Below are 15,122 nucleotides of genomic sequence, written 5' to 3'. Positions count from 1 at the left end.
CAACAGGACGGCAGCGGTCGCCCCATTCTCACTCAGCCGCCCCGCTGCCCCTCCGTCGGCCCGGCGGCACGCGCCCCGTCCGGGCCGCCCGCCGCACCGCCGTCGGCCGCCGGCTCGCCGGTGCCGCCCTCCTCCTCGGCGGCCGGGCGGGGCTCGGGCAGCCGCGGCTGGATCGTCAGCGGGTAGGGCGGGGGAGTGCCGCCGAACTCCGGGCAGTGCGCCTGATGGTCGCACCAGCCGCACAGCTTGCTCGGCCGCGGCCGCCAGTCGCCCGTCTCCGTCGCCCGTCCGATCGCGTCCCACAGCGCCAGCAGCTTGCGCTCGGTGGCCTGCAGATCGCCCTCGTCCGGGTCGTAGGTCAGGACGTCGCCGCTGCCCAGGAAGACCAGCTGCAGCCGCCGCGGCACCACGCCGCGCAGCCGCCACAGCACCAGGGCGTAGAACTTCATCTGGAACAGCGGACCCTCGGCGTACTCCGGACGCGGCGCCTTGCCCGTCTTGTAGTCGACGATCCGCACCTCGCCGGTGGGCGCCACGTCCACCCGGTCGATGATCCCGCGCAGCCGCAGCCCCGAATCCAGCCGGGCCTCCACGAACAGCTCCCGCTCGGCGGGCTCCAACCGGGTGGGGTCCTCCAGCGTGAACCACCGCTCCACCAGCGACTCGACCTCGGCCAGCCACTCCGCCAGCCGGGCCCCGTCCGGGGTGTCCTCCGCGAACAGCTCGGCCAGCTCGGGTCGCTTGGCCAGCAGCCGCTCCCACTCCCCGGGCACCAGGGAGCGGGCCCGCCGCGTGCTGCGCTCCGCCGCCGGCGCGTCGAAGAGCCGCTCCAGCACCGCGTGCACCACCGTCCCCCGGGTGGCGGCGGCGGAGGGCTTCTCCGGCAGTTTGTCGATCACCCGGAAGCGGTAGAGCAGCGGGCACTGCATGAAGTCCCCCGCCCGGGAGGGCGACAGCGAGGTCGGCGGTGTGGCCGCGCTGGTTCTCATGGGGTACGACCCTACGGCCCACCACCGACACCGGACACTTACCATCGACGGCAGACCCCTCGCGCCGGATGACCGCCGCACCAGAACGCTGCGGCAGCCGCACGGCGCGGGGCGAGGGAAGCAGCAGAGGGGAACCCGTGGCGGACGAGGACAACGACGGGAAGCCGCGGTACGGCGGCTCCGGCGAGGGGAGCGGTCCCGAGGGGCCGGAGCCCCGCCGGGCGCTCCCTCGCACACCTGTACGTCCCGATGCGCCGGGCGGCGGCATCCTGATGGGCCGCCCCTTCGGCGTCCCCGTCTACGTCGCGCCCTCCTGGTTCCTCGTCGCCATCCTGATCACCTGGGTCTTCGGCGGCCAGCTCGACCGGGTGCTGCCCGAGCTCGGCGCCGTGCGCTACCTGATCGCGCTCTTCTTCGCCGTCGCCTTCTACGCGTCGGTCCTGGTCCACGAGCTCGCCCACACCGTCGCCGCACTCCGCTTCAAGCTCCCCGTCCGCCGCATCCAGCTCCAGTTCTTCGGCGGCGTCTCCGAGATCGAGAAGGAGTCCGAGACCCCCGGCCGGGAATTCGTCCTCGCCTTCGTGGGGCCCCTGCTCTCCCTCGTCCTGGCCGGTGTCTTCTACGCCGCGATGCGCGCCGTGGAACCCGGCACCGTGCCCGGGGTACTGCTGGCCGGCCTGATGATCTCCAACCTGCTCGTCGCCGTCTTCAACCTGCTGCCCGGCCTCCCCCTGGACGGCGGCCGGATGCTGCGCGCCGTCGTCTGGAAGATCAGCGGCAAGCCGATGACCGGCACCGTCGCCGCCGCATGGGTCGGCCGCGCACTCGCCGTCACCGTCCTGATCGGCCTGCCGCTGGCCACCCACGCGGGTGGCCTCTCCCGGGGCAGCGTCAGCGGCGTCGACTCCCTCACCGACGCGCTGCTGGCCGCCATCCTCGCCGCCATCATCTGGACCGGAGCCGGCAACAGCCTGCGGATGGCCCGGCTGCGCGAACGCCTCCCCCGGCTCCGCGCCCGCACCCTCACCCGGCGCGCCGTCCCCGTCGAGACCGACACCCCGCTCTCCGAGGCCCTCCGCCGCGCCACCGCCGCCGGGGCCCGCGCCCTGGTCGTCGTCGACGGCCGGGGCGACCCGCTCGCCCTGGTGCGGGAGGCCGCCATCGGCTCCGTCCCCGAGCACCGCCGCCCCTGGGTCGCCGTCAGCACCCTCGCGCAGGACCTCAAGGACGGCATGCGGGTCCCCGCCGAGCTCGCCGGCGAGGACCTGCTGGAATGGCTCCGCGCCACCCCGGCCACCGAGTACCTGGTCGTGGAGGAGACCGGCGAGATCTACGGAGTGCTCTCCACCGCCGACGTCGAGCGCGCCTTCGTCGAGGCCATGTCCAAGCGCCCCGACCACACCCCGGCCGGGCCGCCCGGCTGACCCCGAGCCCTCCCCCCGGTCGCACTCCGGGGACCGGCTAGGCTGTGCGCATGTCCGAACCGACCGGTGCCGCCCGCCGTCGCGGGCCCTTCAAGGTCGGGGACCAGGTCCAGCTCACCGACCCCAAGGGACGCCACTACACGATCACCCTCGAAGAGGGGAAGAGCTTCCACACCCACAAGGGAGCCTTTCCCCACGACGAGCTGATCGGTGCGCCCGAGGGGAGTGTCGTCCGTACCACCGGAAACGTCGCCTACCTCGCGCTGCGCCCCCTGCTCCCCGACTACGTCCTTTCCATGCCCCGGGGAGCCGCCGTCGTCTACCCCAAGGACGCCGGCCAGGTTCTCGCCATGGCCGACATCTTCCCCGGCGCCCGCGTCGTCGAGGCGGGAGTCGGCTCCGGCTCGCTGAGCACCTTTCTGCTCCGCGCCATCGGCGACCAGGGCATGCTCCACTCCTACGAGCGCCGAGCCGACTTCGCCGAGATCGCCCGGCAGAACGTCGAGCGCTACTTCGGCAGCCCCCACCCCGCCTGGACACTCACCGTCGGTGACCTCCAGGACAACCTCGCCGACGCCGACGTCGACCGGGTCATCCTCGACATGCTCGCCCCCTGGGAGTGCCTCGAGGCCGTCTCCAAGGCCCTGGTGCCCGGCGGCATCCTGTGCGCCTACGTCGCCACCACCACGCAGATGGCGCGCATGGTCGAGTCCATCCGTGAATTCGGCACCTTCAACGAGCCCCAGGCGTGGGAGACGATGGTGCGCAACTGGCACATCGAGGGCCTCGCCGTCCGCCCCGACCACCGCATGATCGGCCACACCGGCTTCCTGCTCACCGCCCGCCGACTGGCCGACGGGGTCGAGCCGCCGCTGCGCCGCCGCCGCCCCGCCAAGGGCGCCTACGGCGAGGACTACACCGGCCCCGGCAGCCAGTCCGGCGGCCGCACCTCCTAGCCCTCCCGCCCCCCCGCCGCCCCCCCGGCGGCCCCGCGCCGCGACACGCCCGCTGCCCCGCACCCGGACCGAACCCGGCTGCGGGGCAGCCGCGTTGAGCGGCGCGACAGGATCAAGGGGACCCAGCCGTTCCGCGACAGTGTGACCTGTGGCACCATGCGAGGCACCTCCTCCGCGTCCTCCCCGCGTCCGCCTCGCACCGCCCCAGGAGTCACCCCGAGTGACGGAACTGCCGCACACCCGTACCCGCACGGCCCACTGGCTCGCCACCGCCGCAGCGCTCGCCGCGGTTCTCGGCGGCACGGCGCTCCTGCGACCCGCCACCGCCACCCCCGCCCCCGCCGGTACCGGCCGGGCCCCCGACCCGGCCCGCGCCCACTACCCGCTGGACTGCGGCCGGGGCGCGGCGAAGCCGGAGGTGCTGGACACCGCCTCCGCCGACTTCGACGGCGACGGCGCCACCGAGACCGTCGCCGTGGTCCGCTGCCGCGCCCACGGAGGCACCCCGCCCAGCGCCGTCTACGTGCTCGCCGGCTCCGCCGCCGACCGGCCCCCGCGGCTCGCCGCCACCCTCGTCGAGCAGCGGGAGGGCATGTCGGTCCAGGACCTGACCGTGCGCGGCACCACCGTCTCCGCCACCCTCCTCGGCTATTCCTCCGCCGAGGTGCCTCGCTGCTGCCCCGACCGGCGGCGCAAGGTCAAGTGGGAGTGGCAGGAGGGGAAGTTCGCCCTCCGTCCCGGCCCCGTGGCGGGTGGCGGCGTCCGCGTCTGAGGGGCTCCGCGGGCCGTCGGCCGGGATGGCCGCCTCGCATCCCGCTCGGGTCCTGCTCGGGCCGAAACAGCGCCGCACTGGACGGGTGTTGAACGTCTCGACCCCGCAACCGGTCGCTTTCAGATGGTTGTGGGTGGGTATTCCCAGTCCTGAGGGAGTGCGCAAGGGTGAAGATCGGACACGCCCCGACCGTCTTTGTGATCTAGGGGTTTCAACCCGCACCGGCCCAGGTAGGGTCGAAGCGTCCAGCTCCCCCTGGAGGAGGTGAGGACCGTGGCAGCCCACGACGACGACACCAACCGCGGCGCCCGGCCCGGTCGGGGTTCCGAAGACCCGTCCGGCCAGGTCGCCTACCTTGAGCAGGAGATCGCCGTCCTGCGCCGCAAGCTCGCCGACTCTCCGCGGCACACTCGTATTCTCGAGGAGCGGATCGTCGAGCTGCAGACCAACCTGGCCGGTGTGTCCGCCCAGAACGAGCGGCTCTCCACCACGCTCCGCGAGGCGCGTGACCAGATCGTGGCCCTCAAGGAAGAGGTCGACAGACTCGCCCAGCCACCCGCGGGCTTCGGCGTCTTCCTGCAGGCCAACGAGGACGACACGGCCGACATCTTCACCGGCGGCCGCAAGCTGCGGGTGAACGTCAGCCCGAGCGTCGACCTCCCGTCGCTCCGGCGCGGCCAGGAGCTCATGCTCAACGAGGCGCTCAACGTGGTCGAGGCCATGGAGTTCGAGCGCGCGGGTGACATCGTCACCCTCAAGGAAGTCCTGGAGGACGGAGAGCGCGCCCTGGTCGTCGGCCACACGGACGAGGAGCGCGTGGTGCGCCTCGCCGAGCCGCTGCTGAACGCCACGCTGCGGGCCGGCGACGCCCTGCTGCTGGAGAGCCGCTCCGGCTACGTCTTCGAGGTCGTGCCCAAGAGCGAGGTCGAGGAACTGGTCCTCGAAGAGGTCCCGGACATCGACTACACCAAGATCGGTGGCCTCGGCGGCCAGATCGAGCAGATCAGGGACGCGGTCGAGCTCCCCTATCTGTACCCGGACCTCTTCCGCGAGCACGAACTGCGTCCGCCCAAGGGTGTCCTGCTCTACGGCCCGCCCGGCTGCGGCAAGACGCTCATCGCCAAGGCGGTGGCCAATTCCCTGGCCAAGAAGGTCGCCGAGGTGACGGGCAAGCCCCAGGGCAAGAGCTACTTCCTCAACATCAAGGGCCCCGAGCTGCTGAACAAGTACGTGGGCGAGACGGAGCGGCACATCCGCCTCGTCTTCCAGCGGGCCCGGGAGAAGGCCAGCGAGGGCACACCCGTCATCGTCTTCTTCGACGAGATGGACTCGCTCTTCCGCACCCGCGGCTCGGGGGTCAGCTCGGACGTGGAGAACACCATCGTCCCGCAGCTCCTCTCCGAGATCGACGGCGTGGAGGGGCTGGAGAACGTCATCGTCATCGGTGCCTCGAACCGCGAGGACATGATCGACCCGGCGATCCTGCGTCCCGGCCGGCTGGACGTGAAGATCAAGATCGAGCGTCCGGACGCCGAGGCCGCCAAGGACATCTTCTCCAAGTACCTCACCTCGAACCTGCCGCTCCACGCGGACGACGTCGCGGAGCACGGCGGCAATGTGGAGGCCGCCTGCGCCGCGATGATCCAGTCGGTCGTGGAGCAGATGTACGCGGAGTCGGAGGAGAACCGCTTCCTGGAGGTCACCTACGCCAACGGTGACAAGGAGGTCCTGTACTTCAAGGACTTCAACTCCGGCGCGATGATCGAGAACATCGTCGGCCGGGCCAAGAAGATGGCCATCAAGGCGTACCTGGACCACAACCAGAAGGGTCTGCGCGTCTCCCATCTCCTGTCGGCCTGCGTGGACGAGTTCAAGGAGAACGAGGACCTGCCCAACACCACCAACCCGGACGACTGGGCCCGCATCTCCGGCAAGAAGGGGGAGCGGATCGTCTACATCCGCACCCTCGTCACCGGCAAGCAGGGCGCGGACACCGGCCGGTCCATCGACACCGTCGCCAACACCGGTCAGTACCTGTAGCGAGATCCGGTTCCGGCTGCGGGGCCCCGCCCGGGGTACCCGCAGCCGGATTGTTTCCCGGAGCGCCGAGGAATTCCGCAGAGTGATCTCCCCACTCCTCTCCGTGCGTCATAGGCTTTCCCCACCGCCGCGACGCGCAGTGCGCAGGAGGGGGCCGCACACGGGACGGATGCGCAGCGGGACTTGAACGGCTGTCCACCGGCGGGCCGCCGTCAGGCAAGGAGGGAAGCATGACCGTACGGCGCGTAATGGGCATCGAGACCGAGTACGGCATTTCCGTGCCGGGCCACCCCAACGCCAATGCCATGCTCACCTCGTCCCAGGTCGTCAACGCCTACGCGGCGGCGATGCACCGGGCGCGGCGCGCCCGCTGGGACTTCGAGGAGGAGAACCCGCTGCGGGACGCCCGCGGCTTCGACCTGGCCCGCGAGTCGGCGGACGCCAGCCAGCTCACGGACGAGGACATCGGGCTGGCCAACGTCATCCTCACCAACGGCGCCCGGCTCTACGTCGACCACGCCCACCCCGAGTACAGCGCGCCCGAGGTCACCAACCCGCGGGACGCGGTGCTGTGGGACAAGGCGGGCGAGCGGGTGATGGCGGAAGCCGCCGAGCGGGCGGCCGAGGTCCCCGGGACCAACCCGATCCACCTCTACAAGAACAACACCGACAACAAGGGCGCCTCCTACGGCACGCACGAGAACTACCTGATGAAGCGGGAGACCCCCTTCTCGGAGATCGTCCGCCATCTGACGCCCTTCTTCGTGTCCCGGCAGGTCGTGTGCGGCGCGGGACGGGTGGGACTGGGCCAGGACGGCAGCGAGCACGGTTTCCAGCTCAGCCAGCGCGCCGACTACTTCGAGGTCGAGGTCGGGCTGGAGACGACACTCAAGCGGCCGATCATCAACACCCGGGACGAGCCGCACGCCGACGCGGAGAAGTACCGGCGGCTGCACGTGATCATCGGGGACGCCAATCTCTCGGAGATCTCCACCTACCTCAAGCTGGGCACGACCTCCCTGGTGCTGTCCATGATCGAGGACGGGTTCATCGCCGTGGACCTCGCCGTCGACCAGCCCGTCCGTACCCTGCACCAGGTGTCGCACGATCCGACACTCGAACGGCTGATCACCCTCCGCAACGGCCGGACACTGACCGCGGTACAGCTCCAGATGGAGTACTACGAGCTGGCCCGCAAGTACGTCGAGGAGCGCTGGGGCACCGACGCGGACGAGCAGACCCGCGACGTCCTGACCCGCTGGGAGGACGTGCTCGGGCGGCTCGAGCGGGACCCGATGAGCCTGGCCGGCGAGCTGGACTGGGTCGCCAAGCGGGAGCTGATGGAGGGCTACCGGCGGCGCGACAGCCTCGACTGGGACGCGCCCCGGCTGCATCTGGTGGATCTCCAGTACGCGGACGTGCGCCCCGACAAGGGCCTCTACAACCGCCTGGTGTCCCGCGGGAGCATGCAGCGGCTGCTGTCCGAGGAAGAGGTCAAGGAGGCCGCCTTCAAGCCCCCGGAGGACACCCGGGCCTACTTCCGCGGCCGCTGTCTGGAGCAGTACGCCGACGACGTGGCCGCCGCCTCCTGGGACTCGGTCATCTTCGACCTCCCCGGCCGTGACTCTCTGCAGCGGGTGCCCACCCTGGAGCCGCTGCGGGGCACCCGGAACCACGTCAAGGAGCTGCTGGATCGCTGCCGCACCGCGGAAGAGCTGGTGAAGGTGCTTTCGGGCGGCTGAATCGCGGCTATTCGGTGCCCGGTCCGGGAATCATCGAGGTGGTTGCCGGACGTTGTCACAACGAAGGAGCCGAAGCCGGTCCCGGCTTGTAGGGTCTGATCTTGTACGTTCCGCGTACACCACCGAACCGAGCGGGGTGAGGGATATGGCGACCAAGGACAGCGGCGGCGGACAGCAGAAGTCCACGCGTCACACCGAGGAGACCGAGGAGGAGACCCAGGACGCACAGGTCTCCGAGGATCTCAAGGAACGCCAGGAGGCACTCTCCGACGACGTGGACTCCGTACTGGACGAAATCGACGACGTGCTCGAGGAGAACGCAGAGGACTTTGTGCGCTCCTTTGTCCAAAAGGGTGGACAATGAAATCCCCTTCAAAGTGAAGGGTGATCCTCGTGGAAGAAGAAGGAACCGAGCGCTGTCCGCGTGGTGAGCGTCGCGTGTCCCCGGCGGCGTTCGGGCGTCACCGGGGGCGGGCCGACGGTTCGCAGGACTACTGCCGACCATGCGCTCGTGCGTATGCAAAGCAGTGGGACCGGCGGAAGCGGCGCGAGCGGCGCATGTTGAAGTACCCCACGGTGCCGACTGGTTCCAAACCGTTCCGTTCATATGGGGAGGTGAAGTCGTTCGGTGAAAGGCATCGCGATGCGACTGCTTCGGATGGTCTCTCCACTCGGTGCGAGAAGTGCCGAGCAGTTGCCGGACGGGCCGGACATCTCAATCGCACCTACGGTATGACCGTCGAGCAGCGCCGGAGTCTGCTGGATGGCCGGTTCGGCAACTGCCCGATCTGTCCCGGGCCCGCTCCTGAGCATGTGGACCACGATCATGAGACGGGTAGGGTCCGGGGCGTACTGTGCTTCAGCTGCAATGCCGCACTGGGGCAGTTCAGGGATCGGCCGGACGTCATGCGGCGTGCGGTCGCCTACGTGGAAGGAAACGTGTGGAAGCCGAAATTCGTAGCACCGGGCGTCTACCTGCTGCCTTCCTGACGCCAGGGTCGTCGTCGTTCATGGATTTCCTCTCCGACCACGCGCCGGAGCAGCTGCCGGGAAGCCGGCCGCTGCCTCCCGTGGAGGGTGCCGTGCAGGCGCCGCACGGCACCACGATCGTGGCAGTGACTTTCGCGGGCGGTGTGGTGCTGGCCGGGGACCGGCGGGCGACGATGGGTAACGTCATCGCGCAGCGCGACATCGAGAAGGTCTTTCCCGCCGACGAGCACTCCGCCGTGGGCATTGCGGGCACCGCGGGGCTGGCGGTGGAGATGGTGAAGCTGTTCCAGCTCGAACTGGAGCACTTCGAGAAGGTGGAGGGATCCACCCTCTCGCTGGAGGGCAAAGCAAACCGGCTCTCCACGATGATCCGCGGCAATCTGGGCATGGCCATGCAGGGGCTGGCCGTGGTGCCGCTGTTCGCCGGCTTCGATCTGGACCGCGGTGCGGGCCGGATCTTCTCCTACGACGTGACGGGCGGCCGCTCCGAGGAGCTGGGCTTCGCCGGGGTCGGCTCCGGCTCGGTCTTCGCCCGCGGCTCGCTCAAGAAGCTCTACCGGGAAGAGATGACCCAGGAGCAGGCCGCGACCGTGGTCCTCCAGGCGCTCTACGACGCCGCCGACGACGACTCGGCCACCGGTGGTCCGGACATGACGCGCCGCATCTACCCGGTGGTGGTGACCATCACGGAGGACGGGTACCGCAGGCTGGGCGAGGAGGAGGTCTCCGGGCTGGCGCAGACGGTGCACGACGGCCGCCTCCGGCTGCCCAACGGGCCGCAGGCCCCCGTCTCCTAGAGCACTCATTCGGACAGGAAGGGACGGATAGCCGGTGTCGACGCCGTTCTATGTGTCACCCCAGCAGGCGATGGCGGACCGCGCCGAGTACGCCCGCAAAGGCATCGCGCGCGGACGCAGCGTGGTCGTTTTGCAGTACGCGGACGGCATCGTCTTCGTCGCCGAGAACCCCTCCCGCGCGCTGCACAAGGTCAGCGAGATCTACGACCGGATCGCCTTCGCCGCGGTCGGCAAGTACAACGAGTTCGAGAACCTGCGGATCGGCGGTGTCCGCTACGCCGATCTGCGCGGCTACACCTACGACCGCCAGGACGTCACGGCGCGCGGGCTGGCCAATGTGTACGCCCAGACCCTGGGCACGATCTTCTCGGCGAACGCGGAGAAGCCCTACGAGGTCGAGCTGATCGTCGCCGAGGTGGGCGCGGCCCCCGAGGACGACCAGATCTACCGCCTGCCGCACGACGGGTCGATCGTCGACGAGCACGGCTCGGTCGCGGTCGGCGGCAACTCGGACCAGATCGGCAGCTACATGGACCAGCGGCACCGGGAGGGAATGTCGCTGGGCGAGGCCCTCAAGCTCGCTGTCGAGGCGCTCAAGCGGGACAGCAACGGCAGTGAGCGGACGCTGACCGCCGAGCAGTTGGAGGTCGCCGTCCTGGACCGCGAGCGCTCCCAGCGGCGCAAGTTCAAGCGCGTCCCGGCCGGGCAGGTGGCCCGTCTCCTGGAGGAGACCCCTGCCCCGGAGGCCACCGGCAAGGCGGAGGGCGAAGCCGAGGGCGGCGAGGAGGAGTAGTCCCCGGCCCTGCTCCGCCCCGCGGCTGCCCGGAAGGCGGATCGCGGGGCGGAACAGGGCTGTGCGGGTCTGCCCGGGGCGGTCGTGTCCTTCCGCACGGCCCGGGCGCCCCCGGAACGGTCCTGGGTCCGGTCGGGGCCCCTGCGGCACGGAGGGCCGACCGGTGGACGGACCCGGTCGCGTCCGGACTCCCGGGGTCTAACGCGGCCCGGGGGGCCGGGACGGGCCGCGGAGAGCCGGGCTGGGGGCGGGGCCGGTGGATCCGCGTGCCACCAGTCGCACCGGCAGCCGCACGGCTTCCGGCTCCCGCCCCTCCAGAATCTCCAGCAGGGTCCGCATGCCCGCGGCTCCCACCCGTTCGGCGGGCAACCGGACGGTCGTCAGCTCCGGTTCCACGGCGGTCGCCAGGGCCAGGTCGTCGAACCCGGTCACCGAGACGTCGTCCGGCACCCGCAGTCCGAGCCGCCGCGCGGCCTTCAGTGCCCCGGCGGCGAGCAGATCGTCGTCGCACACCAGTGCCGTCGGCGGTACGTCGGCGTCACCCTCGCCTGCCGGGCCGGGTGCGTCCGTGGCGTGCCGACGGGCGCCGCTCGCGTCCGACGCGCTGCCCGGGTGTGCCGTCAGCGCCCGGGTCGCCGCCTCCAGCCCGCCCGGCACCCCGAGTGCCCCGCGCTCCGTGTGCACCAGGGCGGCGCCGGCTGCGGTCAGCTCCTCGCGCAGCGCCCGCGCCCGTTCCGCGAAGGTCCAGGAGTCCACGTCGGCGGCGATGTGGGCGATCCTGCGGTGGCCGAGTCCGAGCAGATGGGCCACCACCTGCCGCATGCCGTCGGCGAGGTCGACGTTGACGGTGGCGTCGCAGGTCCGCTCGTCGCTGTCCAGCATCACCACGGGCAGTCCTTCGCCGCGCAGCGCCGCGAGGGCCTCGGGTGCCATGGAGGAGGCGATGACGCCGTCGAGTGCGGTGCGGGCCGAGGCGAAGGGATCGGGGGCGGCGTCGACCCCCTCGGGGGAGGGGTAGAGGACGATGCCGAAGTCGTGGGCTCCGGCGACTTCGGCCGCCCCGCGGTGCACGGTGGCGAAGAACTCGTTGGTCAGCGCCGGTACCACCAGCAGCGCGGTGCGGGTGCGGCCGAGGCGCAGGGTCCGCGCTGCCAGGTTGGGGCGGTAGCCGAGCTCGCGGGCCGCGGCCCGGACGGCCTCGGCGGTCCGGGCGGACACTCTGCCCTCCCATTTGCCGCCGAGCACCAGCGAGACCGTGGCCTGCGAGACGCCTGCCGCACCGGCGACGTCGTGCCCGGTGGGACGGTTCCGGCCGCGGCCCCGGTCCGCGGCGTCCCGGTCGGGGGGGCCGCCGGGGGGGGGGGCGGCCCCCCCCGGGGGGCCCCCCCCGGCCCCCCCCCGGCGGCCCCCCCCCCCGGGGGGGGCGCGCGCCGAAACCACCAACCCAGCGGGGGGGGGGGGGGGGGGGGGGGGGGGGGGGGGGGGGGGGGGGGGGGGGGGGGGGGGGCGGGGGGGGGGGGGCCCGCCCCCCCGGGGGGCCCCCCCTCCGGTGCCGCGCTCGCGGCCGGCTGCCGACTGCTGTCCTGGCACGGAAAACTCCTTCACCGCTGCTGCCTGGGCATGGTACGTATAGCGCGGTAGTTATACGTAAAACTGGAGTGGAGGGGTGGGGGCGGATGGCGACGGGTTACGCCGATTTGCTGCGGGCCAGACACGCGGTGCGGCTGCTGGCGGGGACGCTGGTGGGCAGACTGCCGAACGCCACGGGGCCGATCGCCATCGCGCTGTTCGTCCGCGCCGCGGGCGGCAGCATGGCCCTCGCGGGGGCGCTGTCCGCGGGCTACGGCCTCGCCACCGCGTTCGGGCAGCCGATGCTGGGGCGGCTGGTGGACCTGTTCGGGCAGCCGCGGGTGATGCTGCCCGCCGCAGCGGCGTCCGCCGCGGGCGCCGGCACGCTGGCGCTGGCGGGGATCGGCTCGCTGCCGCTCGCCCTCGGGTGCGTGCTGGTCTTCGGCCTGTTCACCCCGCCCCTGGAAGGCGGGCTGCGGGCGCTGTGGCCCAGCGTGCTGCGGCGCGAGGAGCAGGTGCACACCGCCTACGCGCTGGACGCGGTCGCCCAGGAGGTGATGTTCGCGGTGGGCCCGCTGCTGGTGACGCTGCTGGTCGCCGGGTGGAGCGAGGCCGCGGCGCTGCTGGTGGTCAACGGCCTGGGGCTGCTGGGCGCCGTCTCGGTGGTCCTCTCCCCGCCGTCCCGCCGCTGGCGCTCCGCACCGCGCAAGCCGCACTGGCTGGGGGCACTGCGTTCGCCGGGGCTGAAGGTGCTGCTGGCCTCGTTCTTCTTCGTGGGGCTGGCGCTGGGGACCTTCGCGCTGGCCGCGGTCTCCTACGCCGACGACCACTCCGACAAGCTGATCTCCACCTATCTGCTGGCGGCCCAGGGCACTGGAGCGCTCGTGGGCGGGATCAGCTACGGCGCCCGCCGCTGGCCGGGCAGCCACGAGGGGCGGCTGCGGGTGCTGGTGGGCCTCTTCGCGCTGGGCAACCTGCCGCTGGCGCTGGTGCCGGGGACTCCGGTGATGGCGGTGCTGGGCGCGCTCTCCGGGCTCTTCCTGGCCCCGTCCCTGGCGTGTGCCTTCGTGGTGGTGGACCGGCACGCTCCGTCGGGGACGGTGACCGAGGCGTTCTCCTGGCTGGTGACGACGTTCGGGGTGGGTGCCGCTGCGGGCACGGCCGCGGTCGGCCCGGTCATCGAGCGGGGCGGCACGGGGGCGGGTTTCGCGCTGGCCGGGGCCGGCGGGGTGGCGGCGGTGGCCGTCGTCGTGGCGGCGCGGCGGTTCCTGGCACCCCCGGAGGAGCCACCGTCCGCCGGTGCGGCGGTGTCCGGCGGGGCGTTCGTGGCTTCCGCGGCGGTGCGGCCGGCCGACGCGCCGGCCGCACCGGCATCCCTGGGCGCGGACACTCGCGGCGGGGCCCGGACGGGGGAGCCGCGTACCGCGGGCGCGCCTCCGGAAAGCCTGCCAGGTGCGGAAACTGATCGGAACGGCTGCGGCGAACCCGGTTTCAGATCCTTCCCGCAGGCGTAATGTTCAGGCATGGACCGCCGAATCTTCGGGCTGGAGAACGAGTACGGCGTCACATGTACGTTCCGGGGCCAGCGCCGGCTGTCCCCCGACGAGGTGGCGCGGTACCTCTTCCGCCGTGTTGTGTCATGGGGCCGCAGCAGCAATGTGTTTCTGCGGAACGGCGCGCGCCTCTACCTGGACGTGGGTTCGCACCCGGAGTACGCCACTCCGGAGTGCGACAACGTGACCGAGCTGGTCACGCACGACAAGTCGGGTGAGCGCATTCTCGAGGGCCTCCTCGTCGATGCCGAGCGCCGGCTGCACGAGGAGGGGATCGCGGGCGACGTCTATCTCTTCAAGAACAACACCGACTCGGCGGGCAACTCCTACGGGTGCCACGAGAACTATCTGGTGGCCCGGCACGGGGAGTTCTCCCGGCTCGCCGACGTGCTCATCCCGTTCCTGGTGACGCGGCAGCTGGTGTGCGGCGCGGGCAAGGTGCTGCAGACCCCGCGCGGTGCGGTCTACTGCGTCAGCCAGCGTGCCGAGCACATCTGGGAGGGCGTCAGCTCGGCGACCACCCGCTCGCGGCCGATCATCAACACCCGGGACGAGCCGCACGCGGACGCCGAGCGGTACCGCAGGCTGCACGTGATCGTCGGCGACTCCAACATGTCGGAGACGACGATGCTGCTCAAGGTCGGCGCCACCGATCTGGTGCTGCGCATGATCGAAGCGGGCACGGTGATGCGGGACCTGACGCTGGAGAACCCGATCCGGGCGATCCGCGAGGTCAGCCACGACATCACGGGCCAGCGCAAGGTGCGGCTGGCCAGCGGCCGGGAGGCGTCCGCGCTGGAGGTCCAGCAGGAGTACTTCGACAAGGCGCTGGACTTCTGCGACCGGCGCGGCATCCGCACCGGCCGGGTCGAGCAGGTGCTGGAGCTGTGGGGGCGGGCCCTGGAGGCGGTGCGCACCCAGGAGCTGGACAAGATCAACACTGAGATCGACTGGGTGATGAAGTACCAGCTCATCGAGCGGTACCGGAACAAGAACAACATCACCATGTCGCACCCGAGGATCGCGCAGATAGATCTCGCCTACCACGACATCCACCGCCGCCGCGGTCTCTACTACCTGCTGGAGCGCAGCGGCAGGGCGGCCCGGATCTGTGACGACGTCAAGATCTTCGAGGGCAAATCGGTGCCGCCGCAGACCACCCGTGCCCGGCTGCGCGGCGACTTCATCCGCAGGGCCCAGGAGCAGCGCCGGGACTTCACCGTCGACTGGGTGCACCTCAAGCTGAACGACCAGGCGCAGCGCACGGTGCTGTGCAAGGACCCGTTCAGGTCGGTGGACGAGCGGGTGGAGAAGCTGATCGCGGGCATGTGACGGTTGTCCGGTGCGGCGGCCGCGAGTGTCGCCGAGGGCGGTCCCGGGCTGCGGGGCCGCCCTCGGCGTGTGTCAGCGTGAGTTGACCACCGGTGTGCGGTGCCGTGTCGTGGGCGGTGGCAGCCTCGTTGCTGGGTCGTAGGCTGTCATCTCCGCAGGACCATC

Annotated in this window: 13 protein-coding genes; 11 read left to right on the top strand and 2 right to left on the bottom strand. The window is 71.5% G+C overall.

Annotated features, from left to right (window positions below; genetic code table 11):
• Positions 1 to 32: 32 nt before the first annotated feature.
• A complete protein-coding gene (locus ACFYMO_RS19810; protein WP_366772589.1) occupies positions 33 to 989 on the bottom strand; it encodes a RecB family exonuclease in 957 nt (318 codons plus the stop codon).
• A 137-nt stretch (positions 990 to 1,126) separates the two neighbouring features.
• Between ACFYMO_RS19810 and ACFYMO_RS19805 the strand changes: the two genes are divergently transcribed.
• The 9 genes from ACFYMO_RS19805 to prcA all read left to right on the top strand — a co-directional run bounded on the left by ACFYMO_RS19805 (position 1,127) and on the right by prcA (position 10,503).
• Positions 1,127 to 2,413 (top strand): site-2 protease family protein, encoded by a 1,287-nt coding sequence (locus tag ACFYMO_RS19805; protein ID WP_366772590.1) that lies wholly within the window; start codon positions 1,127 to 1,129, stop codon positions 2,411 to 2,413.
• A 50-nt stretch (positions 2,414 to 2,463) separates the two neighbouring features.
• Positions 2,464 to 3,369, top strand: a complete 906-nt coding sequence (locus ACFYMO_RS19800; protein ID WP_019356401.1) for a tRNA (adenine-N1)-methyltransferase — start codon at positions 2,464 to 2,466, stop codon at positions 3,367 to 3,369.
• A 220-nt stretch (positions 3,370 to 3,589) separates the two neighbouring features.
• Positions 3,590 to 4,141, top strand: coding sequence for a hypothetical protein (locus ACFYMO_RS19795; protein ID WP_366772591.1), 552 nt, complete (start codon positions 3,590 to 3,592; stop codon positions 4,139 to 4,141).
• A 273-nt stretch (positions 4,142 to 4,414) separates the two neighbouring features.
• Complete coding sequence (gene arc, locus ACFYMO_RS19790; RefSeq protein WP_366772592.1) at positions 4,415 to 6,181, top strand: proteasome ATPase; 1,767 nt, start codon at positions 4,415 to 4,417, stop codon at positions 6,179 to 6,181.
• A gap of 230 nt (positions 6,182 to 6,411) precedes the next feature.
• Complete coding sequence (dop, locus tag ACFYMO_RS19785) at positions 6,412 to 7,923, top strand: depupylase/deamidase Dop (RefSeq protein ID WP_366772593.1); 1,512 nt, start codon at positions 6,412 to 6,414, stop codon at positions 7,921 to 7,923.
• 145 nt (positions 7,924 to 8,068) lie between these two features.
• Positions 8,069 to 8,287, top strand: coding sequence for a ubiquitin-like protein Pup (locus ACFYMO_RS19780; protein WP_019356397.1), 219 nt, complete (start codon positions 8,069 to 8,071; stop codon positions 8,285 to 8,287).
• A 194-nt stretch (positions 8,288 to 8,481) separates the two neighbouring features.
• Positions 8,482 to 8,913 (top strand): endonuclease VII domain-containing protein, encoded by a 432-nt coding sequence (locus ACFYMO_RS19775; RefSeq protein ID WP_388547690.1) that lies wholly within the window; start codon positions 8,482 to 8,484, stop codon positions 8,911 to 8,913.
• Complete coding sequence (gene prcB / locus ACFYMO_RS19770; RefSeq protein WP_366772595.1) at positions 8,865 to 9,710, top strand: proteasome subunit beta; 846 nt, start codon at positions 8,865 to 8,867, stop codon at positions 9,708 to 9,710. Before ACFYMO_RS19775 ends, prcB begins: the two co-directional genes overlap by 49 nt.
• Before the next feature lie 34 nt (positions 9,711 to 9,744).
• Positions 9,745 to 10,503 (top strand): proteasome subunit alpha, encoded by a 759-nt coding sequence (gene prcA, locus ACFYMO_RS19765; protein ID WP_075000437.1) that lies wholly within the window; start codon positions 9,745 to 9,747, stop codon positions 10,501 to 10,503.
• Positions 10,504 to 10,701: 198 nt separating this feature from the next.
• Here prcA and ACFYMO_RS19760 read toward each other — a convergent pair whose 3' ends face one another.
• On the bottom strand, positions 10,702 to 11,943 hold the full coding sequence (locus tag ACFYMO_RS19760) for a LacI family DNA-binding transcriptional regulator (protein WP_388547686.1): 1,242 nt from the start codon (positions 11,941 to 11,943) through the stop codon (positions 10,702 to 10,704).
• Between the two features lie 236 nt (positions 11,944 to 12,179).
• Between ACFYMO_RS19760 and ACFYMO_RS19755 the strand changes: the two genes are divergently transcribed.
• Complete coding sequence (locus ACFYMO_RS19755) at positions 12,180 to 13,586, top strand: MFS transporter (RefSeq protein ID WP_366774394.1); 1,407 nt, start codon at positions 12,180 to 12,182, stop codon at positions 13,584 to 13,586.
• Between the two features lie 9 nt (positions 13,587 to 13,595).
• On the top strand, positions 13,596 to 14,957 hold the full coding sequence (gene pafA, locus ACFYMO_RS19750; RefSeq protein WP_019356392.1) for a Pup--protein ligase: 1,362 nt from the start codon (positions 13,596 to 13,598) through the stop codon (positions 14,955 to 14,957).
• The last annotated feature ends 165 nt before the right edge of the window (positions 14,958 to 15,122 follow it).

The sequence above is a fragment of the Streptomyces sp. NPDC007025 genome (assembly GCF_042869455.1).
In the GTDB taxonomy this organism is placed as follows: domain Bacteria; phylum Actinomycetota; class Actinomycetes; order Streptomycetales; family Streptomycetaceae; genus Streptomyces.
This window is presented reverse-complemented; position numbering and strand designations above follow the sequence as displayed.

What these genes read in the sequence shown, in the direction of transcription:
- ACFYMO_RS19800 (WP_019356401.1), top strand. Translation starts at nt 2,464, where the DNA reads ATGTCCGAACCGACCGGTGCCGCCCGCCGTCGCGGGCCCTTCAAGGTC.
- dop (WP_366772593.1), top strand. Translation starts at nt 6,412, where the DNA reads ATGACCGTACGGCGCGTAATGGGCATCGAGACCGAGTACGGCATTTCC.
- pafA (WP_019356392.1), top strand. Translation starts at nt 13,596, where the DNA reads ATGGACCGCCGAATCTTCGGGCTGGAGAACGAGTACGGCGTCACATGT.
- ACFYMO_RS19755 (WP_366774394.1), top strand. Translation starts at nt 12,180, where the DNA reads ATGGCGACGGGTTACGCCGATTTGCTGCGGGCCAGACACGCGGTGCGG.
- ACFYMO_RS19810 (WP_366772589.1), bottom strand. Translation starts at nt 989, where the DNA reads ATGAGAACCAGCGCGGCCACACCGCCGACCTCGCTGTCGCCCTCCCGG.
- ACFYMO_RS19775 (WP_388547690.1), top strand. Translation starts at nt 8,482, where the DNA reads ATGTTGAAGTACCCCACGGTGCCGACTGGTTCCAAACCGTTCCGTTCA.
- ACFYMO_RS19780 (WP_019356397.1), top strand. Translation starts at nt 8,069, where the DNA reads ATGGCGACCAAGGACAGCGGCGGCGGACAGCAGAAGTCCACGCGTCAC.